The 18,662-nt window shown below is 70.9% G+C and carries 17 protein-coding genes; 4 read left to right on the top strand and 13 right to left on the bottom strand.

Annotation, left to right across the window (positions count from 1 at the left end; genetic code table 11):
• Window positions 1–95: 95 nt before the first annotated feature.
• From B9P64_RS13140 to B9P64_RS13180, 9 genes are all read right to left on the bottom strand, one after another.
• Window positions 96–2,180: a TonB-dependent receptor gene (locus tag B9P64_RS13140; RefSeq protein WP_085316710.1), complete on the bottom strand. Its 2,085-nt coding sequence runs from the start codon at window positions 2,178–2,180 to the stop codon at window positions 96–98.
• A gap of 128 nt (window positions 2,181–2,308) precedes the next feature.
• The gene (locus B9P64_RS13145; RefSeq protein ID WP_085316711.1) at window positions 2,309–3,454 is read right to left on the bottom strand and encodes a HupE/UreJ family protein; all 1,146 of its coding nucleotides are present in this window, start codon (window positions 3,452–3,454) and stop codon (window positions 2,309–2,311) included.
• Window positions 3,451–4,746 (bottom strand): tetratricopeptide repeat protein, encoded by a 1,296-nt coding sequence (locus B9P64_RS13150; RefSeq protein WP_139826313.1) that lies wholly within the window; start codon window positions 4,744–4,746, stop codon window positions 3,451–3,453. The genes B9P64_RS13145 and B9P64_RS13150 overlap by 4 nt, the downstream gene beginning before the upstream one ends.
• Window positions 4,747–4,758: 12 nt before the next feature.
• Window positions 4,759–5,007, bottom strand: coding sequence for a hypothetical protein (locus B9P64_RS13155; RefSeq protein ID WP_085316713.1), 249 nt, complete (start codon window positions 5,005–5,007; stop codon window positions 4,759–4,761).
• A 20-nt stretch (window positions 5,008–5,027) separates the two neighbouring features.
• Entirely contained in the window at window positions 5,028–6,560 is a 1,533-nt protein-coding gene (locus B9P64_RS13160; protein WP_085316714.1) for a DUF4331 domain-containing protein, read from the bottom strand.
• A 116-nt stretch (window positions 6,561–6,676) separates the two neighbouring features.
• Complete coding sequence (locus B9P64_RS13165; RefSeq protein ID WP_085316715.1) at window positions 6,677–7,534, bottom strand: cupin domain-containing protein; 858 nt, start codon at window positions 7,532–7,534, stop codon at window positions 6,677–6,679.
• The gene (locus B9P64_RS13170) at window positions 7,531–8,316 is read right to left on the bottom strand and encodes a sigma-70 family RNA polymerase sigma factor (RefSeq protein WP_217808690.1); all 786 of its coding nucleotides are present in this window, start codon (window positions 8,314–8,316) and stop codon (window positions 7,531–7,533) included. The genes B9P64_RS13165 and B9P64_RS13170 overlap by 4 nt, the downstream gene beginning before the upstream one ends.
• 191 nt (window positions 8,317–8,507) lie before the next feature.
• Window positions 8,508–9,119, bottom strand: a complete 612-nt coding sequence (locus tag B9P64_RS13175) for a methyltransferase domain-containing protein (protein WP_085316716.1) — start codon at window positions 9,117–9,119, stop codon at window positions 8,508–8,510.
• 38 nt (window positions 9,120–9,157) lie between these two features.
• On the bottom strand, window positions 9,158–9,622 hold the full coding sequence (locus B9P64_RS13180) for a GNAT family N-acetyltransferase (RefSeq protein ID WP_176256832.1): 465 nt from the start codon (window positions 9,620–9,622) through the stop codon (window positions 9,158–9,160).
• A 104-nt stretch (window positions 9,623–9,726) separates the two neighbouring features.
• On the opposite strand from B9P64_RS13180, the gene B9P64_RS13185 reads away from it, so the two are divergent.
• Window positions 9,727–10,515, top strand: a complete 789-nt coding sequence (locus B9P64_RS13185) for an alpha/beta fold hydrolase (protein ID WP_085316718.1) — start codon at window positions 9,727–9,729, stop codon at window positions 10,513–10,515.
• 38 nt (window positions 10,516–10,553) lie between these two features.
• Here B9P64_RS13185 and B9P64_RS13190 read toward each other — a convergent pair whose 3' ends face one another.
• On the bottom strand, window positions 10,554–11,957 hold the full coding sequence (locus tag B9P64_RS13190) for a phosphatidylserine decarboxylase family protein (protein ID WP_085316719.1): 1,404 nt from the start codon (window positions 11,955–11,957) through the stop codon (window positions 10,554–10,556).
• A gap of 421 nt (window positions 11,958–12,378) precedes the next feature.
• Complete coding sequence (locus tag B9P64_RS13195; protein ID WP_085316720.1) at window positions 12,379–13,569, bottom strand: LysR family transcriptional regulator; 1,191 nt, start codon at window positions 13,567–13,569, stop codon at window positions 12,379–12,381.
• Between B9P64_RS13195 and B9P64_RS13200 the strand changes: the two genes are divergently transcribed.
• Together B9P64_RS13200 and B9P64_RS25730 are read left to right on the top strand one after the other, a co-directional pair.
• A complete protein-coding gene (locus B9P64_RS13200; RefSeq protein WP_235840003.1) occupies window positions 13,457–14,530 on the top strand; it encodes an aromatic ring-hydroxylating dioxygenase subunit alpha in 1,074 nt (357 codons plus the stop codon). The genes B9P64_RS13195 and B9P64_RS13200 overlap by 113 nt on opposite strands.
• Window positions 14,531–14,538: 8 nt before the next feature.
• The gene (locus tag B9P64_RS25730; protein WP_176256834.1) at window positions 14,539–15,675 is read left to right on the top strand and encodes an FAD-dependent monooxygenase; all 1,137 of its coding nucleotides are present in this window, start codon (window positions 14,539–14,541) and stop codon (window positions 15,673–15,675) included.
• A gap of 81 nt (window positions 15,676–15,756) precedes the next feature.
• On the opposite strand, the gene B9P64_RS13210 is transcribed toward B9P64_RS25730, so the two are convergent.
• Both B9P64_RS13210 and B9P64_RS13215 read right to left on the bottom strand, forming a co-directional pair.
• On the bottom strand, window positions 15,757–16,713 hold the full coding sequence (locus B9P64_RS13210; protein WP_085316722.1) for an NAD-dependent epimerase/dehydratase family protein: 957 nt from the start codon (window positions 16,711–16,713) through the stop codon (window positions 15,757–15,759).
• Window positions 16,714–16,844: 131 nt separating this feature from the next.
• The gene (locus tag B9P64_RS13215; protein ID WP_085316723.1) at window positions 16,845–17,912 is read right to left on the bottom strand and encodes an aromatic ring-hydroxylating dioxygenase subunit alpha; all 1,068 of its coding nucleotides are present in this window, start codon (window positions 17,910–17,912) and stop codon (window positions 16,845–16,847) included.
• A gap of 112 nt (window positions 17,913–18,024) precedes the next feature.
• Between B9P64_RS13215 and B9P64_RS13220 the strand changes: the two genes are divergently transcribed.
• Window positions 18,025–18,657 carry a TetR/AcrR family transcriptional regulator gene (locus tag B9P64_RS13220; protein ID WP_176256835.1) on the top strand — a complete coding sequence of 211 codons (633 nt, stop codon included), beginning with the start codon at window positions 18,025–18,027 and terminating at the stop codon, window positions 18,655–18,657.
• The last annotated feature ends 5 nt before the right edge of the window (window positions 18,658–18,662 follow it).

The raw sequence follows: 18,662 nt of genomic DNA on the forward strand, positions 1-18,662 counted from the left end.
GGCCGCTGCGAAACGGCGCGCGACCGACCGGTGTCGACTGCGACCGAGCCTAACCGACACGGGTGACAGCGTGCCGCCGGTTGCAGGCGCCGACCTCAGAAGCCGAGCGCCAGCGTCAGCCGCGCCGAGCGCGGTTCGACCGGATGGAAATGCCGGTCGGCCACGCCCTCGGCCGGCTCGCCGGCCAGCCGCGATGCGTAGAAGTAGTCGATGTCGCTCGCCTTGCGGTCGAACAGATTGAACAGGTCGAGCGCGAGCCGCAGATCGGGCCCGAGGCGCCAGCCGAGCCGCACCGACGCCAGCGTGGTGCTGGCCGAGCGCACGCTGCCGTCCTCGACCAGCGGGCGCGGGCCGAAGTAGCGCAGCTGCATCTGGGCGCTGAACGGCCCGCGCTCGCCGGCGATGCCCAGGCTCGCCACCTTGTCGATGGCGCCCGGGATGCGGTCGCCTTCCGGCGCCGGCCCGCGATAGCGCGCGCGCGATGCCGACAGGTCGAGATCGACCGCCAGACCCTCGGCAGCGCGGTAGTGATTGCTCCATTCCACGCCGCTGCGGCGGCTGGCCCGGCTCGCTTCGGTATCGCCGGCATCGCCGACGAACACCAGCTCCGAGGCCAGGTCGAGCCGCCACAGCGCCAGCGAGCTTTGCAGGCCGTCGATCCATTCGCTGCGCGCGCCCAGCTCCAGCCCCTTGCTGCGCACCAGCGGCGTCACCGGGCTGGTGGGCGTGCCTTCGCGCGGCGCCACCGTCGCCACGGTGCCGCGCGCATCGTTGCTGTGAAAGCCGCTGCCGGCATTGGCGAACAGCTCGGTGCGCGCCCACGGCCCGGCCACGAAGGACAGCTTGGGCGAGGCCAGCGTGGCCGAGCGCGCGCCGCTGTTGCCGGCCACGCTGCTGCTCACGTCGAAGTCGGCATGGTCGACGCGCAGGCCGGCGATGCCGCGCAGCCAGGGCGCGAGCCGCAGCGTGGTCTCGCCGAAGGCGCTGGTGAGCGTCTGCCGCACCCGGCTTTCCTGCGTGGTGGCGGTGCGTTCGCGCGCCACGGTGCTGTAGAGCCCGACCGGATCGAGCCGGTCCTGGCGCAGTTGCAGGCCGAGCCGATGGGTGGCCGGCAGCCCGAACAGCGTGCCGCCCTCGAAGCCGCGCACCAGCGCGCCGCCCAGCACGCGGCGCCGCTCGGCCTGCTCGAACTGGTCGCCCTGCGCCGGGTTGTCGAGGAAGAAGGTGAAGTTGGAATACAGGTTCAGCCGCGAGCCGATCGCATAGGCGCTGGCCTGCCAGTCGCCGTCGTCGAGTTCGCGCCGGTGGTTGAACGACAGGCTGGCGCGCGCGCTGCGGCCGCCGTCGCTCGGGTCGAGGCTGCCGAAGCGGTCGAGCGCGCCGCTGGCCACGGCGCGCGCCGGAATCTGGTCGGTCGCGGTCCAGTGCGCGCGGTAGAGCATCGCGGTCGCGCTGGTCTGGCTGTCGCCGTCGCTGCGGCTCCAGCGCAGCAGGCCGCCAAACTTGGCAAAGCGTTCCGGCACGCGCCAGGGGCCATCGTTGCCGCCGACGTCGATGGCATAGAGCAGCGTGCCGTTGCGGCCGGCATCGGTCGCCGCCGCGTCGGCCGCGCCGAGCTCGATGGAATCGGCGAGCAGGCCGCGCCGGTAGCCGCCGCTGCCGGCCGTGAGCTGGGCCAGTCCGCGCGGCAGCCGATCCACCAGCGCAATCCGCGCGCTGCCGGCCGAGGCGAAATCGCCGTCCTCGGCCCGGTACGGCCCCTTGCGATAGTCGATGCGCCGGACCAGCTCGGGGCTGAGGAAGTTGAGATCGCTATAGCCCTGGCCGTGGGCATGCGTGGGCATGTTGACCGGCATGCCGTCGACCCAGGTGGCGAAGTCGGTGCCGTGGTCGAGATTGAAGCCGCGCAGGAACATCTGGTTGGCCTTGCCGTCGCCGCTGTGCTGGGTCACGACCACGCCGGGCACGAATTCGAGCAGCTCGCCGGTGCGCTGGAGCGGCCGGCTCTCGATCAGCGCGCCGGTCACCGCGCCTTCGCTCGCGGCATCCGAGCTGCCCACGCCGTTGTCGTAGTGGATGCGGAATTCGCGCCGGTCGAGCTGGGTTGCGGATTGCGCATGGGCCAGCGCCGGACCGGCCGACAGCAGGGCGATGAGCGTGAGACGCCAGGATGGGTTCATGTGCGCTTGTATGATGTTTTTCAAAAATCTCATATGAACGGCCGAAGCATCGCAGCTCCGGGCGCTGCCGTGGGCGTTTCAGGCGCCGGCGGCAGTCATGAGCGCGCCGGCCGGTGCGTAAAAGCCACTCACACGAAGCCCGCCGCCAGCCAGGGCGCCAGATCGAAGGCGCGCTCGACGAACCAGAGCGCCGCCAGCAGCGCAATCGCCGCCGAGCCGGCGCCGAACACGCCGCGCCGGTAGAAGCGCCCGTGCCGCAGCAGCAGCGCCAGCGGAAAGAAGCCCGCGACGATGGCCAGCTGCCCGACCTCCACCCCACCGTTGAAGCCGGCCAGCGACAGCGCCAGCGCGCCCGGCGCCAGGCCCAGCTCGCGCAGCGCGGTCGCAAAGCCGAAGCCGTGGATCAGCCCGAAGCCGAAGGCCGCCGTCCAGCGCCCGCGCCGCACCACCGGCCACAGGTTGTTGAGCGCCGCGAGCACGACCGTGAGCGCGATGGCCGACTCGACCAGCCGCGACGGCAGCGCAATCCAGCCGAGCACGGCGAGCGTGAGCGTCACCGAATGGGCGACGGTGAAGGCGGTGACGATCTTGAGCACGTCGACAAGCGCGGCGCGCGGCTCGGTCACGCCGCGCCAGCCGTCGGCGCCACGCACCAGCACCGAGCCGAGCAGCAGGCAGAGCAGGAACAGCACATGGTCGTAGCCGCGCCAGATGTGGGTCATGCCTTCGCGGCCGAATTGCAGCAGCGTGGCGAGGCCGTCGGTCTTGCCGCCGGCACGGTCGGCAAGCAGGCGCGGGCTGGCCGGCCCGAGCACCGCGCTGCGTTCGCTGCCGTCGGCCGCGATCAGCCGCACGATGCCGCGATGGCTCGGATCGGCGAGCGCGAACAGGCGATAGTCGACATCGGGCAGGCCGGCGCAGGCATAGCCGCGCTCGATGACGAGATAGGCGCCGTCGCTGTGGTTGTCGATGCGGTGCTCGGGCGGGCCGGCCGGCGTGCAGTCGCCGGCGCCGCCGTGCAGGCCGAGGCTGGCGAAGGCGAGCGCGTCGATGGCGCCGAGCTGCTCGCGCAATTCGCCCCAGCTGAGCTGGCCGTCGTCGTTGCCGTCGAGGCCGAGCTGGTTGTCGAGATCGCGCAGCGCGATGTCCCAGCGCAGTTGCAGGCGCGGGTCGGCGCCGGCGCGCAGCGTGAGATAGCTGTCGCTGGCCTTGTGCGCGGCGGCGGGCGCGGCCAGGCCAAGCAGCAGCGCGAATGCGAACAGCAGGCGGTTCATGCGGGCCTCCGGGCCGGCGTGGCGGCAAACGCGCCGAGCCGACGGTCGGCGATGCGGTTGCGGGCGATGAAGTCGCGCGCGTCGGCGAGCGCGGCGTCGGCGCCGTCGCAGCCCGGGCAGGCGGCGGCGCTGTCGATGAGCAGGCGCAGATCGGCCGGCTCGCGCTGCACGCGCCAGTTGCTGCGCGCAAGCGCCAGCGCGGCGCCGGGGTCGTCGGCCAGCGCGAGGCGGAAGCGCGCTTCCTCGCGCCGGTGCACGGTGTCGCCGCGCAGCCGGGCGGCGGCGAAGCGGTCGGCGAGGTCGGCGCGCGCGGTCTGCCAGCGCGGATCGCCGAGCGCGCGCCAGGCGATGCCGAGCCGCAGCAGCAGCGCATCGGCGCGGCGGTGGTCGTCGAGCAGGCGGGCGGCGTCGGCGGGCCGGCCGGCGTCGAGCAGGAAGTCGGCATAGGCGCCGAGGGTGTAGGCATCGCGGCCGGCGACAAGCGCGCGGCGGAAGGCGACGTCGGCGCGCGCACTGTCGCCCCGGCGCTCGGACATCTCGGCGTCGAGCAGCGCGAGCCAGCCGCCGTCGTCGTCGGCGGCGCGGCCCGGGCGGGCGTCGAGGTCGGCGCCGGCGAGCGCGGCCAGTTCGGCGGCGCCGCGTTCCGGCTCGCCGCGCAGGCTGGCGAGTTCGGCGCGTGCGGCACGGGCATAGCGCGCCGCGGCGGGCTGGTCGGCGAGCCGGTCGAGATCGCGTTGCGCCTCGTCATAGCGGCCCTGCACTTGCAGCACCGAGGCGCGCACCAGCCGCGCCTGGGCATCGTCGGGCGCGCTGCGCAGCACGGCATCGAGCGCGGCCAGCGCCGCATCGAAATCGTGATTGGCCTGAAGCAGGATGGCTTGCAGCACGCGCAACGGGCGCGGCGCGTCGGGCCGGTCGCGCCAGGGCGCGAGCGCGGCTTCGGCGGCGCCGAGAAAGCGCGGATCGCCATCGCGCCGCGCCAGGCCGATGGCGGCCTGGGCGGTGGCGGCGGCCAGCGCGGCGTCGTCGGGCCGCGCCGCGAGCCGATGCTTCATCAGCTTGTAGGCATGCAGGTCATCGTCGCGCGGCTGCTCGCGCAAGCGCTCGACGATGACGCTGTCGTTCGCCGGCAGCCAGGGCTCGGCCCCGGCGGCGCCGGCCAGCGCGAATTGCGCCGCGATGAAGGCGCCGAGCCACAGCGCCTCCACGGCCAGGCTGCGCAGCCGCGCCCGCGCGCTGCCGGCCGACGGCGCCGGCAACCGGCCGGCAGCGGTGCGGGGCTGGGGCTGCATCGCGGGCTCCGATCAGAGGGCGCCCGGCTCGGCGCTGTCGTCGCCGGGCGCCATGTCCTGGCCCAGCGCGATCGGCTCGCCGTCCTCGCTGGGCGCCAGTCTGGCGATGAAGCCGGCGAAGGCCTGGGCGCTGGCGAGCGCCGTGGCCGGCAGCGCGCTGGCGTCGGCCAGCGGCGCCGGATCGCTGCCGCCCGAGCCGCCGCAACCGGCCAGCAGCGCGGCTACCGCGAGCGCCGCCACAAAGATGCGTCTGGTTTGCATGTTCCCGGCTCCGGCGCGCATCAGTTGGCCTTGGCGCCGGCGAGCGGTGCCTTCAGGTAGGGAAAGCCGGTGTCGAAGAAGCCCGCATTGACCTCGGCGCCGTCGGTGTACGGCAGGCCGCCGGCCTTGGCATCGCCCGCCTTGCAGCCAAACACCGACGGTGCATCGAGCGTGCACAGCACGCCCATCGCCACCCGCAGCGTCGCATCGACCACGTCGTCGCCGGGCCGGCGGCCGTTGGGGAAGCCGGCGCTGTCGCTGGCCAGCACGCCCAGGCTGCGCTGCTGGTCGGCCGGCTTCGGCGCGATGGACGTGTTGAGCCGCAGCATCTCGGCCGGCGTCACCGACTTGGGCTGGTTCACGCCCTTGATGCCGGTGAGGAAGGTGGCAACGATGTCGGCGCGCGGCGTGCTGGTCGGCGCCGGCACGTTGAACAGGGCTTGCAGAATCGTCGGCAGCGTGGGGTTGGTGACGTAGGTGGCGAACTGGCCGTCGTTCTGCGGCCTGGAGGCGTTGAAGCGGTCCTTGTCCTTCAGCCCGATGACCAGCTCATTGACCAGCGGCATGCCGAGGCGCGACACCTGGGTCCAGGCGCCGCCGGTGAGTTCGGCGCGGTTGTTGCCGCTCGGCGTGGGATTGAGCAGCCGGCCCTGACGCAGGCTGGCGGTGGTCCAGCCGCCGATCACCGGATCGCCGTTGGCCACCAGGCAGGCGGTCGGGATTTCCAGCTCCAGCGCGGTCACGTTCTTGTAGGCGAGCTTGTCGGGATTGGCCGTCGGCGACCCCACCGGGTTCAGGTTGAACTGGTCGAAGGCCTGGCCCAGCGCCACCACGAACGGGTCCTTGCGCTGGCCCACGAACACCCGGCCCGGCCCGGCGGCGCAGCCCGGGATGTTGATGCTGTAGACGTACTGGCCGGCGTACTTGGCATAGGCCGCATCGCTGCCGAAGGTCTTGTCGCCGACATAGTCGAGCGGCTTGGTGAAGGTCTTGCTGCCGTCGGCCGCATTGGTCACGGCATCGCGCCGGCCGCCGCGCCGGTCGCCGCGCACGATGTCGAGCGTGAAGCTCTCATTCACGTTGATGCGCGAGCTGTCGCCGGCCGCCACGCTGCCCACCGTCGTCACCAGCGGGATGGCCACGTTGGCGCCGGCGATCGGCAGGCTCAGATCCTTGAGCGTGTTCTTGAAGCGGAACTGGAAGGTGATGTCTTCCTTGCCGTCGCCGGTGTTGTCGACGTGGATCTCGTAGAGCGCGTTGGGGTCGAGCGAGAAGTAGTTGGGGCCGCCATACGGGTCTTGCAGCGGCTCGTAGTCGGCGATGAGCGTGGTGTAGGCGGAGCGGCCCGACTCATAGCTCTGGAACATGTAGAAGTCGGTGCCGTCGACCTTGGGCGCGGTGGTGATGAACGGCGCCTCGCGGTGGCTCGATGCGAGCGCGCTGCCGGCGCCGGCCATGCCGATGGCGGCCAGTGCAATTGCGAGCGCGGCGCGCACCGGGCGACGCGAGGATTCCGGCAGCGCCGGGCAGCGGTTCTGAAGCAGGACGGGCATTGCAATCTCCGGGGGATCGGGCCCGCCGGGATGACGGGCCGCCTACCCGTCAATACGCAGCCACTGCATTTCCGGATGCACTTGCGAACATCGTGCAATCCCTTGCAACGCACCGGTCACAGATGACCGAGCGCGCCCGCATCGTCGGCGCCGTGCACAAAGAACAGCGCGCCGCCATCCGACATCACCTCGCCGTGAACCGCGCCCGCGTCCACGCTCTGGTAGTCGCCGGCGCAGACCAGGATGTCGCCGAAGTAGGCGTCGCCGTCGAGCATCACGCACTCCTCCAGCGCGGCATGGCCGTGGCCGGGGCAGACCGCGCCGGCCTCGAAGCGGTACAGGCGCGAGCTGTAGCCGTCGCGCGCCCAGAGCTTCTTCTCGCGCACGCCGGGCATGAAGTCGCGCCAGCCGTCGTCGCCGGCAAACACCGTGGTGGCGTGCTCGCGCGAGCCGGGCAGCCAGGCGCCGATGACTTCGCGCACCGCGCTGCCGTGGCTGCCGATGGCGGCGCCGCGCAGATAGATGAGCGCGCCGTCGGGCGACACCAGCCCCGAATGGCGGCTGCGCGCCGGCGCGACGTGATAGTCGCCGCGCCCGAGGCGCAGATCGCCCATCACCAGGCTGCCGCCGAGCACCACGCACTCTTCATGCTGGGCATGGCGGTGCGCCGGCAGCGTGGCGCCGGGCGCGAACTCGACCAGCAGCGAGCGCGCATCGGGCGTGTTGCGCAGCAGCTTGTAGCGCACGCCCTTCACATAGGGCTGCCAGCCGCCGTCGCGCCGGCGCACCGTGTGCACGCCGTGGCTGGCGGCACGGCTTTGCGCGGCGCGTTCGAGCAGGCGGGCACGCAGGGCGCCGGCCTGCGGCGCGGCCGGGACGATGGGCGCGAGCGCATCGGCCAGCAGGCCGGTGGCGAGTGCGTCGTCGGGCCGCGGTGCGGCCGGCTGGGGCGAGGAATTCAGGTCTTGGCTCATGGCGCGGATACGGCGGTGGCGAGGGTCTTGCGCAGTTGCAGCAGCGTCCGGCGCAGATGGGACTTGACGGTGCCGAGCGGCAATCCGGTGTGACTGGCGATCTCGTCGTGGGTGAGGCCCTGGAAGAAGGCCAGCGCGATCAGCTGGCGCGGCAGCGCATCGAGGCGGGCCAGCGCGGCATGCAGCACATGGCCGCTGCGGGTGGCGGCGAGCAGGTCCTGCGGATCGTCGGCGACCGCAGGGTCGGCGTCGGCCGGCGCGAGCTCGGCGGTGTCGGCGACGCATTCGGCGCGGTCGACGCGACGCAGCGCATCGAGGGCACGGCTGCGCGCGATGGTGAGCAGCCAGGCCAGCGCCGAGCCGCGCTCGGGATCGAAGCGCGGCGCCTGGCGCCAGACCTGCCAGAACGTGTCTTCGGCGACTTCCTCGGCGGTCTGGGCATTGCGCACGATGCGCAGCGCCAGGCCATGCACGCGGCCGACGGTGGCGTCGTAGAGCTCGGCCAGCGCCTGTTCATCGCGCTCGACGATGCGGGCGATCAGGCCGCAGAGCGCGGCCTCGTCGGCGGAACGCGGCAGCGCAGCGGCCAGCGCCAGCGTGGCGTCGTCGCGCGCTTCGGGCGGCGGTTCATCCTCGAACTCGGCAGTGCCGCAGCCGGCGAACGACGGACTGGGAAGGTCGGCGACCATGAACTCGCTCTCGCAGGGGAAGGTCGGGCGCAGCAGCAGGCGCGGGTCGATGTGGCGCCGCGCGCAGGGCGCCGACGGGCAGGCGGAAATCATGCACCGCCACCCGGCAGGGCTGCGCGCCTTGGCCGACGGCGCAACCGGCCGCGACGACCGGCGGCGGAGAAGGGAAACGGAAAGCTGGCTTGCATGGCAGAGGTCCTCGGGCTGGCGGGTCGGCCCGAATGGAGCCCCCTGCCCCAGTACGCGCGCCGCGCCGATCCGGATGCAGTCGGCCGGCCCTGGCGTCAGCGCCGCTGCAACACCAGCCCCAGCTCATGGCCGGCCGTGGGATGCACCACCCGCGCATACGGCGGCTTGGGCCAGTGCCAGCCGGCCTCGGGCAGCAGCGCGCGCATGGCGTTGATGTCGCAGTGATAGGGCGGGCCTTCGATCACGCCCTCGTCCACCGCCGCCGGCCGCAGCCGCTGCATGAACAGCGCGAACAGCCGACCGCCCGGCGCGAGCCAGCGCCCGAGCTGGGCCGCATAGGCGACCCAGTGCTCGGGATGCAGCGCGCACAGGCAGGTCTGCTCGTAGATGGCATCGAAGGGCGCGGCCGGCGCGTAGGCCAGCACGTCGGCCTGGATCACCTCGGCGCGCAGGCCGGCGGCCTGCAAGCGGGCGCGCGTGCTTGCCACCGCCGCCGGCGTGTAGTCGATGCCGGTCACCTCGAAGCCGCGCCGGGCCAGCTCGGCCACCTCCCAGCCGTTGCCGCAGCCGGGCACGGCGATGCGGCAGGGCGCGAGCGCGCCGCTGTCGAGCCAGTCGAGCAGCTGCGGGCTGGGACCGCCCCGGTCCCAGCCGGTCTGCTGCGTTGCGAAGCGTTGCTGCCAGAAGTCGGGCGTGGGGCCGGTCATGGTCGGTTCCGTGGGCGGGTGAGGAGTCGAATGCTGCATCAGCGGCGGGTCGCGATTTCGAAGGCGTAGCTCGCTTTCGCGCGTGCGAAGCCATTTGCCTCATAGAACCGATGCGCCGCCTCGCGCTGGGTGCCCGAGCGCAGGCGCACGCGTGCATAGCCGCGCGCGCCTGCCCACTCGACCGCATGCCGCAGCAAGGCGCGCCCCACGCCCCTGCCCCGACAGGCTTGCGTCACCACCAGCGCCTGCACTTCCGCATAGCCGTCGCTGGCAATGAGCCGCACGCCCTGCACCTGGCAAAGGCCGACCGGCAGGCGATCGAGGCAGGCGACAAAGGCGCATTGATCCGGCCATTGCTCCAGCTGAGTCAGCCGCCGGGCCACGTCCGCCGGCGTTGCGGGATAGCCAAGCTCTTCCAGCAGTCCCGCCGCCGCGACGGCGTCGTCGGCGGCGAGATTGCGTAGCGAGAGGATGTTCGGGGCAATGCTTGAAGTGGGCGGCATGGGGCGGCTGACGAGGTGAGATGAAGTGGCGCCGAACCGAGTCTGCCGCAGTCGACCGCGTCCAGCGCATCCTTTCCTCATCCGCCCACCGCGCCACCCAAGCCATGAACCCACGCCCGCTCCTGCTCGCCCTCGTCCTCGCGCTCGGCGCCTGCGCCAGCCTGCCCGGCAGCCGGACCGGGCCGCTCGCCGGGCGCGAGGTCGAGTACTTCGCCAGCCACCATGCGGCGCCGACGCTGGTGTTCGAGAGCGGTCTCGACGGGCGCATGGAGTGGTGGCGCGAGGTGCTGCCGGCGCTGTGCGGCGAGTTCAGCTGTCTGGCCTACAACCGGCCCGGGCTCGGCCGCAGTGCGCCGGCCGGCACGCCGCGCGACGCCGCCACCATCGTCGAGGAGCTGCGCGCGACCCTCGCCGCCGCGCGGCTCGGGCCGCCCTATGTGCTGGTCGGCCATTCGCTCGGCGGGCTGTATGCGCAGTACTTCGCGCGGCGCCATCCCGACGAGGTGGCGGCGCTGGTGCTGGTCGATTCGACCCATCCGCGCCAGACCGACGGCGACGGCGCGCTCGAGCGCCAGCCGCTGTGGGTGCGCGCGGCGCTCGGCGGGCTGGTCAGCGCCACCGGCAAGGCCGAGCTGGCCGAAATGCCGCGCAACCGCGACGAGCTGCTGGCGCTGCCGGCGCCGGCCGGGCTGCCGGTCACGGTGCTGAGCGCGGGCAAGGACGAGGACAGCGGCACGCCGGCCGGCCGTTATGCGGCGGCGCTGCGGCGCGACATCGCCGCGCTCTATCCGGGCTCGACGCAGCTGTGGGTCGACAGCGGCCACGGCATTCCGCTGGAAAAGCCGCAGGCGGTGATCGATGCGGTGCGGGCGGCGGCGACCGCGCGGCGCTAGCCGCGCGGCCACTCGGCCAGCCGGTGGCGCGGCTGCCGTCAGCCCAGCGCGGTCGCGATCACGCTGCCCATCGGCGTCGGCTCGGCATCGTTCTGATGCCACACGGCATTGACGGCCCACTCCTCCAGCCGCACCCGGTCGCGCTCGAAAATCATCATGTGCGTCGAGCCGCCGAACTCGAAATGCCCGATCTCGGTGCCGCGCTTGACGATCACCGGCTCGGCGCCGTTCTCGACGGTGAATCCGGGCGCGATCACGCAGGTCGAGACCTCGACCATGCCGATGCAGACCAGCGCCACATGGCCGCAGGTCTCGTGCTCGAAGATGAAGATGGCGCGCGCCGCGACATGGCCGAGATAGGGCTGCGACTCCGTGCCCTCCCAGGTGCCCTTGCCTTCGCGCTGCCAGGGCCGCTGCGCAAAATAGGTGCCCGGCTGGACCCAGGAATGCACCAGCTTGCCGTCGAGCGGGGCGCTCCAGCGGTGGTAATGCGTCGCCGACAGGAAGCCTTGATAAAGCTGGCCGCCCTCGAACTTGCGGGCCCAGCGCTCATGTCCGGCAAAGATGTCGAGCAGCGAATAATTGACATCCTTGACCCAGAATTCGGCCTGCGGACCCAGATTGTTTTCGTATTGCCACGGCGTGGTTTCGCAGCCGATATTGATCTGGTATTTCGCGTCGCCCTTGAACGGGCGGGCGCCCGGCACGAATTGGCGAATGAAGAAGGAATTCCAGGAATCGAAACCGTAGCCCGGCTGGCTGGCATCGTGAACCATCTGGTCCCACACCCCGGCTTTCCAGGCTGCGGCCGAAATCCAGGAGCCTTCCTTTTCGGGATCTTCGATATCGAGCTTGTCGAGCGAGGCGCCGCTTTTCAGGAAGGCATTCCAGGCATCGAGCACTTTCTTGAATTGCGCATTGAAAGTCGTGTCGTGGAACAGCGCGGTGCCGGACGGCGTCGCCATCGAGACCGCGAGCAGGCCGTTCATCGGTGTGCCGACCATCGCCGTGGTGTTGAACGCCGGCGAGGTCGTGACGATCTCGTTGAGGATCTCGAACAGGCTGTCGAAGCTCTCGATCCAGAGCGCGTCCCCGTCGCCGGCGATCTCGTGCCGGGCCTGCTCATCGAGCGAGCGCACGAACTCGTTGGACTCCTCGATCATCGACGTGACCCACATGCGGTACACGGCATGCCGGGTGACCCAGGCCTGGAATTCGGCGACCGCGGGGGTCATGGGCGTGAGGGTGCCGGCGGCCCTGCGCGCGGCGATCGACTTGCGCAGCGGCACCAGATAGCGCGCGGTGGCCCAGACCCGATTGGGCACCCAGAAACCCATTTGCACCGGACCGGCATTGGCGAGCGAAAGCAGATTCGACTGTTCGCCCTCGATGGGCGCTGGGTGATGGCTGGCCGGCAAGCCATTGCGGTCGGCGTGTGTCATGTCTCGTCCTCTTTTATTGCGCCGCCGCAATTGCGGCAAGCACTTGACCAGGGTTCAATCGTGAAAAATCGAACTGACCGGACTGGACATTTCGAAATCACGACAGTCGGGCATTTCGCTCGCAATTATTGAATTGCCAGCAGAAACTGCGAGGACAATACCCCCCGGCCAGCGGCGCGTTTCGGCCGCCGATCCGATGTAACCGTTACGCGGCATCCGGCATGACATTTCCAATTCACGGCAAATACCCCAATTGCCGGGCCGACCGATCGCTCGCGATTCGAATCGACAAAATGCGGAAATCGTCGGCGCGGAATCGATCGGCGCCGATCGGGCGGCGCGGGTCGACCGCCGTCGCCGCCAGGCGCTGGCGCGGCGCACATCCACCTCGTGCGAGAAGCCGCCGTGTGCCGGCGCGATGTCACGGGACGGTTCGCCTCGCCTCGGTGCCGGCCGCCCGATGCAGCACTTCGCGCAACCAGACACAGCCGGCATCGGCGTCCTGCGATGCCTTCCATTGCAACAGCTCGGTCAGCGGCGGCAGCGCGATCGGCATCGGCAATACCTGCAACGGCAGACGCTGGGCCAGCAACACCGCCAGACGTGCCGGCACCGTGGCGATGCAATCGGTGCTGACCACCACGTCTCCGAGCAGGTTGAAGCGCTCCACCACCGGACCGACACGACGCGTGAGCCCCATCTGCTGCAAGGCGCGCGTGTCCATCATCGATCCACGGCCCTCGGCCAGTTCGACGACCGCATGCAGCGATGTCCGGTACTGGAGCGCGCCGATGGCTTGGCGAACGGTCGGATGATCGATGCGCGCGATGCAGCGATAGTCGTCCACCATCAGCACCTCCGAGCGATGCCGCTCGGAATGGGCACCGGCCGGTACTACCGCAAAGTCGTACTGGCGTCGCTCCAGCGCCTCGGTCGTCGGCTGATCTTCGGCATTGACGGGCGTCGGCGTTGCGCGCAGCGAAAGCTGTACTCGCGGCGCCTCTTTTGCCAGCAGCGCGATCACGGCCGGCATCAGCACCGTGCTCGTGTAGTCCGACACCGCGATGCTGAAGCGGCGCGCGGTCGACGCCGGATCGAAGCTGGCCCGCGTGTGGGCAATCGTCTCGGCCTGTTGGAGCAGTTCGCGCACCGGGCCGGCCAGGCTCAGTGCCAGTTCGGTCGGCAGCATCGCGCCGGCCGAACGGACGAACAGCGGGTCGCCGAAGTACTCGCGCAGACGGGCCAGGGCGGCACTCAAGGCCGGCTGGCCGACGTTGAGTCGGGCCGCTGCCTTGCTGACGCTGCGGTGTTCCACCAGCGCATCGAACACCAGCAGCGCATTGAGATCGAGTCGATGCAGACGCATTCGGCGATTATCGATTCGGTTGATATTTTTCAGCAATACGTTCGATTTGCGCCGGCCAATCTGCCTCCCAACAATGCCTGCTTCCCCATGCAGGCCAAGAGGAGACAGAGACATGAATATCGATGGAATCAATATGTTGCCGGGCTGCGCCGAGTACCCGCTGAACCAGTGGTACGTGATCGCGTGGTCGGACGAGATCGCGCCGGGCAAGTCGCTGGCGCGCGATTGCTGCGAGGTGCCGCTCATCGTTTACCGCAGCCAGGCCGGCATCGCCCACGCGATGTTCAACCGCTGCCCGCACCGCGGAATGATGCTGACCAGCGCCACCGGGCGGGTCGAGGGCGACACCGTGCGCTGCGGATATCACGGCGTGCGGCTCGACTCGAACGGGCGGTGCGTCGAGGTACCGAGCGGCGGCCCGCTGCCCGCGAAGATGTGCGTGCGGACCTATCCGGTGGTCGAGAAATGGAAGTGGCTGTGGGTATGGATGGGCGACGCCCGCCTGGCCGATCCGGCCCTGATTCCCGATCACGAATACCTCGGCCTGGAAAACAGCCCGATGTTCAGCGAGCCGGGCATCCGCCTGTCGGTCAAGGCCAACTACCTGATGCCGCTGGAGAACCTGGTGGATGCCACGCACATCACCTATCTGCACCATGGCCTGATCGATTCCGGCAATGTGGCCGCCACCCCCAGCCAACTGGTCGTCGACGGCACTCGCGTCGCCTCGGTACGCCAGTTCAGCAACGAGCTGCTGCCGCCCATGCTGTGTGCCGCAATGGGCCTGAAGGGCAACCGCGTCAACCGCACGCTGACCCTGAGCGCCTTCGCCAATCATCTGTGCGAGATCCGCCAGGACTTCGTGGAAGTCGGCGACGAGCATGCGCCGCCAAAGCGCATCAACCTCATCGTGTCCATCACCCCCGCCCGGCGCACGCAGACCGACCACTTCGCGCTGTTCTCGACCAGCTTCCAGAACACGCATCCCGGGCGCTTCGACGACCTGCGCAATCTGCTGATGGAAGACGTCGTGGTGCTGGAAGAAATCCAGCAACTGTTCGAGCGCCTTGGTCATGCGCACGCGCCCGAGATCAGCATCAAGGCGGACGAAGGCAGCATCCGCAGCCGCCGCATCATCGCCGAGCTGATCCGGCGCGAGCGCCAGGCCGAGCCGGCAACCGCGCCGACGCATCGACAACCGGCATGAGGCGCGACATGGCGAACTCGCAAGACACCGTACTCATCTCGGGCGGCGGCATCAGCGGCCTGACCCTGGCCTGCGCCCTGCGCCGGCACGACATCCCGGTCGAACTCGTCGAACGCAAGTCCGACCTGTCCGACGACGGTGGCGTGGGCCTCTCCCTGGTCGGCAACGCCTTGCGCGCGCTGGACTCGATCGGCATCGCGCGCGCCCTGATCGCGCTGGGCTTGCCCGCCGACCATCTGGAGATCGCCACGCCCGAGGGCCGCGTGGTCGCCAGATCGTCGACCGACGAGCAGTGGGGTGACGGCATCCCGGGCCATTGCAGCATTTCACGGCCGGCGCTGCATCGGCTGCTGGCCGAGCGTGCGCGCAATGCCGGCGTGCGCATCCGCACCGGCCTGAGCATCGCCAGCAGTACGCCGGTGGGCGACTGCGTCGAGGTCGGCTTCTCGGACGGCGGCAGCGCTCGCTACCGGCTCTGCGTCGCGGCCGAAGGGCTCCATTCGGCGACCCGCGAACGGCTGTTTCCGGGGCTGCATCCCGCGCACTCCGGCCAGGCCTGCTGGCGCGCCCGCGTGCCGCGCCCGGCCGGGCTGCTGACGACGCGGATTCATTTCGGCGGCCGCCTTGGCGTGGTCGGCATCTGCCCCATCTCGCGCGATGACGCCTATCTGTATGTCGTCGAGGCTGCCGATGCCCGGCATCGCGAGGATGAAACCCGCACGCATCTGGCGCTGCGCGAACGGCTGACCGGTCACTACGGCGGGCTGGTCGCCGATCTGCTCGAGCATCTGACCGATCCGGCGCAGGTGAGCTATCGGCCGTTGCCGGTCTTCCTGCTGCCGGCACCCTGGTATCGCGATGGCGTCGTGTTCATCGGCGATGCCGCGCATGCCAATCCGCCGGTGCTGGCGCAGGGCGCGGCAATGGGCATCGAGGACGCCGTGGTGCTGGCCGAGGAACTCGCGTCCGCGCCGGCAAGCCTGGACGCCGCCCTCGCCGTGTTCATGGCGCGGCGCTTCGAACGGGTGCGCAATGTGGTCGAGACCTCCCGCGATCTGGCGCGCTGGCAGGTCGAGCAGCGCCGGGATGTGGACATCGGCGGCACGATGAAGCGGGTGGCCGTGGCCTTGACGGCGCCCATCTGAGCCCGCCGGACTGAAGCGCGACCGAGGGGTGACGGCGGCGGTCTCATGGCGGCGTCCTCCGCACCGGCCGCCGCCCTGCCCTCAGCCGCGCGCCTGCCCCAGCGCGGCCAGCACGAGCCGGCAGGCATCGCCGTCATGACGAAAGCCGGCCGCCTCGGCCAGCGGCGTGGCGAGCGGCGGATAGCGGCCGAAATTGGCTTCGAGCGCGGGATCGCTGCCCCAGCTCACCAGCCGGTCGACCGCCACGCCGAAGGCCGTGCCGACCGCGCCGGCCAGCGCGCCAAAGCTCAGGTGCAGCGCCGGCAGGGTGCAGACGCGCGGCTCGCCGAGCAGCGCGCCGTCGGCGGTCGCGGCATGCAGCAGGTTGTCGACGGTACACGGCACCGACATGAGCCAGGCCTGGCAATCGGCCGGGATCGGGCAGGCGAAGGGGCGACCGGCGGCCAGCTCGCGGATCAGGTCGCTCATGAAGGCCGACAGCAGGCCGCTCGGGCCGGCCGGCCGCGCGACGATGCCCGCGAGCCGCAGCGAGCGGCCGTCGATCCAGCCGCGCCGCGTGGCATCGGCGATGAGGATTTCGCAGGCGAGCTTGTGCGCGCCATAGCTGAGCCTGGGCCGGCACGGCGTGGCGTCGTCCACGCCCTGGGCCGGCAGCGGCGCGCCGAGCACGGCAATGGTGCTGGCGAACACGAAGACCGGCGCCGGCCGCGTGGCGGCTTGCAGCCGGGCCGCGTCGATCAGCGCGACCGTCGCATCGAGATTGACCTGGCGGCCGAGCAGCGGATCGCGCTCGGCCGCGCCGCCCGGCACGCTGGCCAGATGGAACACCAGATCCACCGGCGTGGCGAAGGCGGCGGCGATCGGCGCGGCGTCGGTGATGCTGCCGGCCAGCTGGACGACGCGCGCATCGGTGGCCGGCGCCGGAAAGCCGAGATCGAGCAGCGTGAGCCGGTCGAGCCCGGGCAGTGCGCCATCGAGCAGCCGTGCAACCAGGGCCTGGCCGACGAAACCCGCCGCGCCGGTGATGAGGACATGCATGTGCTTGGGGGCCGCAGGCCGCGGCAGGAATCGTCGGGAAGGCGATGCTAGGCCGGCAGTGCGCCGGCCAAAAATCGTTTGCGCCGATGCAGGCCATCGTCGCGACGAATGCCAGCGCGGCGCAGGCCGGCTCAGGCCGGTTGCGCCGTTGCCGGGGCTGCTGCGGCGGCGGCTTCGGCGGCGATCATGGCCTGCAATATCCGGCGTGCCCGCATGGCGGCCGCGTCGCCGGCCAGCAGCACCGGCTTGAGCGATTGCAGATCGTTGGTGCCCATGCGCCGTGCCACCGCTTCGACGATGGGCTTGTCCTCGTTCTGGAACGGCCCGCGCAGCGCCGCGATGTTCTGCGCCGCCAGCGTCTCGGCCATCGGCCCGAGCGCGCGCGGAAAGCCGATCGCGAAGAAGTAGTGCGTGCCGGTCTCGCTGGCCGGCGTGAACAGGTGGGCCGAAGGCGTGACGCGGCCTTGCTCGCGCGGCTGGCCGGCGACCGCCGCACCGGCCCACAGCGCAAGCTGGGCCGGCGCATTCCAGCGCACATCGAGCCAGCGATCGGCCCGCGCGCCCTCGGGAATGCCGAAGGCCTGGCGCAGAAACGGCGGCAGGTCGTCGTCAAGCATCGTGCGCCTGGACCAGACCGTGCTGCCGTCCTGCACGCACTCGATCTCGCCGCGCCGTACCGCCGCGCTCGAAAAGATCGGATGCAGAAACTCGATGTGGCTCAGGTCGAGGATGTTGTCGCTCTCCAGCTCGTAATGCGCATCGACGAGCATGTGGTCGGTGCCGACCGCCCAGTGCTCCGGCACCAGAAAGTCGAACTCCGGAATCAGCGCCGGATCGGCCTCGGCTTCATCGCCAAACCAGATCCACAGCGCGCTGTAGCGCTCGACCAGCGGATAACGCCGCACCCGGGCCGCCTTGGGAATCGTGCCGCCCTGGGGATTGAGCACGCAGCTGCCGGCGCTGTCGAAACGCAGGCCGTGGTAGGCGCACTCGACGGCCTTGCCGCCGTCGCACAGCCTGCCCATCGACAGCGGCGCGAAGCGGTGCGGGCAGCGATCCGCAAGCGCATGCACCGCACCGGCGGCGTCGCGGAACATCACGACCGGCTCGCCGAGCAGCTGGCGCGCCAGCAAGGTCTCGCCTTCCAGTTCACCGGCCCAGCCGGCCACATACCATGCGTTGCGCAGGACGTTCTTCATTCGGAATGCTCCGTGCATTCGGCGCGGTGCCGGACGGGTCGCCCATCGATCCGCCCAACTTTCGCGCCCTATGTAAACACCGATAACATCGAGCCGCATGAAACCTTCGTCAATGAGCGCGACTACCGATATGGCGTCGCGCAGCTATCACCACGGCAGCCTGCGCGACACCCTGGTCCAGGCGGCGCTGGCGGTCATCGAGCGCGACGGCCACGAAGCCCTGTCGCTGCGCGAACTGGCGCAGGCAGCCGGCGTGTCCAGCGCCGCGCCCTATCGCCACTTCGCCGACCGCGCGGCCGTGCTGGCCGCGGTGGCCTGCGCCGGCTATGAAGACCTGCGGCGCGACTGCGAGGCGGTCGCGGCCGATCCGGCGCTCGACCCGCCGGCACGACTGCGTGCGCTGGCGCGGGCCTTCATCGCGTTCTCGCGCCTGCGGCCCGGCCTGTTCCGGCTGATGTTCGACGGCCAGCCCCCCGGTGCCGACAGCGACCCGGCCCTGCTGAATGCCGAAGCGGAGTGCTATGCGGCCGTCGTGGCGGTGGCGGCACCGGCCCTGCCCCGGCTCGATGCGCCGGCGCTGCGGCTGCGCATCGTCACGCTGTGGGCGACGCTCTACGGCTACTCGATGGCCGGCCAGCGCCACCGCATGCGGCCCTACATGACCGAGGGACTCGACGAGGCAGGCATCGACGCGGCGATCGTCGAGGCCGCGATCGGCCCGCTCGACGACCTGCCGGCGCGCTGATCGGC

Origin of the sequence: Derxia lacustris (assembly GCF_002105195.1) — a bacterium.
Taxonomy (GTDB): domain Bacteria; phylum Pseudomonadota; class Gammaproteobacteria; order Burkholderiales; family Burkholderiaceae_E; genus Derxia; species Derxia lacustris.

Bases quoted from the DNA above. Each gene is read 5' to 3' on its own strand.
- B9P64_RS13160 (WP_085316714.1), bottom strand. From the start codon at position 6,560: ATGCCCGTCCTGCTTCAGAACCGCTGCCCGGCGCTGCCGGAATCCTCG.
- B9P64_RS13200 (WP_235840003.1), top strand. From the start codon at position 13,457: ATGTTGCCGGGCTGCGCCGAGTACCCGCTGAACCAGTGGTACGTGATC.
- B9P64_RS13195 (WP_085316720.1), bottom strand. From the start codon at position 13,569: ATGAGCGGCACCTCGCAGCAATCGCGCGCCAGCGACTTGCCCGGCGCG.
- B9P64_RS13140 (WP_085316710.1), bottom strand. From the start codon at position 2,180: ATGAACCCATCCTGGCGTCTCACGCTCATCGCCCTGCTGTCGGCCGGT.
- B9P64_RS13180 (WP_176256832.1), bottom strand. From the start codon at position 9,622: ATGCCGCCCACTTCAAGCATTGCCCCGAACATCCTCTCGCTACGCAAT.
- B9P64_RS13210 (WP_085316722.1), bottom strand. From the start codon at position 16,713: ATGCATGTCCTCATCACCGGCGCGGCGGGTTTCGTCGGCCAGGCCCTG.
- B9P64_RS13185 (WP_085316718.1), top strand. From the start codon at position 9,727: ATGAACCCACGCCCGCTCCTGCTCGCCCTCGTCCTCGCGCTCGGCGCC.
- B9P64_RS13175 (WP_085316716.1), bottom strand. From the start codon at position 9,119: ATGACCGGCCCCACGCCCGACTTCTGGCAGCAACGCTTCGCAACGCAG.
- B9P64_RS25730 (WP_176256834.1), top strand. From the start codon at position 14,539: ATGGCGAACTCGCAAGACACCGTACTCATCTCGGGCGGCGGCATCAGC.
- B9P64_RS13190 (WP_085316719.1), bottom strand. From the start codon at position 11,957: ATGACACACGCCGACCGCAATGGCTTGCCGGCCAGCCATCACCCAGCG.
- B9P64_RS13170 (WP_217808690.1), bottom strand. From the start codon at position 8,316: ATGATTTCCGCCTGCCCGTCGGCGCCCTGCGCGCGGCGCCACATCGAC.
- B9P64_RS13150 (WP_139826313.1), bottom strand. From the start codon at position 4,746: ATGCAGCCCCAGCCCCGCACCGCTGCCGGCCGGTTGCCGGCGCCGTCG.
- B9P64_RS13155 (WP_085316713.1), bottom strand. From the start codon at position 5,007: ATGCAAACCAGACGCATCTTTGTGGCGGCGCTCGCGGTAGCCGCGCTG.
- B9P64_RS13165 (WP_085316715.1), bottom strand. From the start codon at position 7,534: ATGAGCCAAGACCTGAATTCCTCGCCCCAGCCGGCCGCACCGCGGCCC.
- B9P64_RS13145 (WP_085316711.1), bottom strand. From the start codon at position 3,454: ATGAACCGCCTGCTGTTCGCATTCGCGCTGCTGCTTGGCCTGGCCGCG.
- B9P64_RS13215 (WP_085316723.1), bottom strand. From the start codon at position 17,912: ATGAAGAACGTCCTGCGCAACGCATGGTATGTGGCCGGCTGGGCCGGT.
- B9P64_RS13220 (WP_176256835.1), top strand. From the start codon at position 18,025: ATGAGCGCGACTACCGATATGGCGTCGCGCAGCTATCACCACGGCAGC.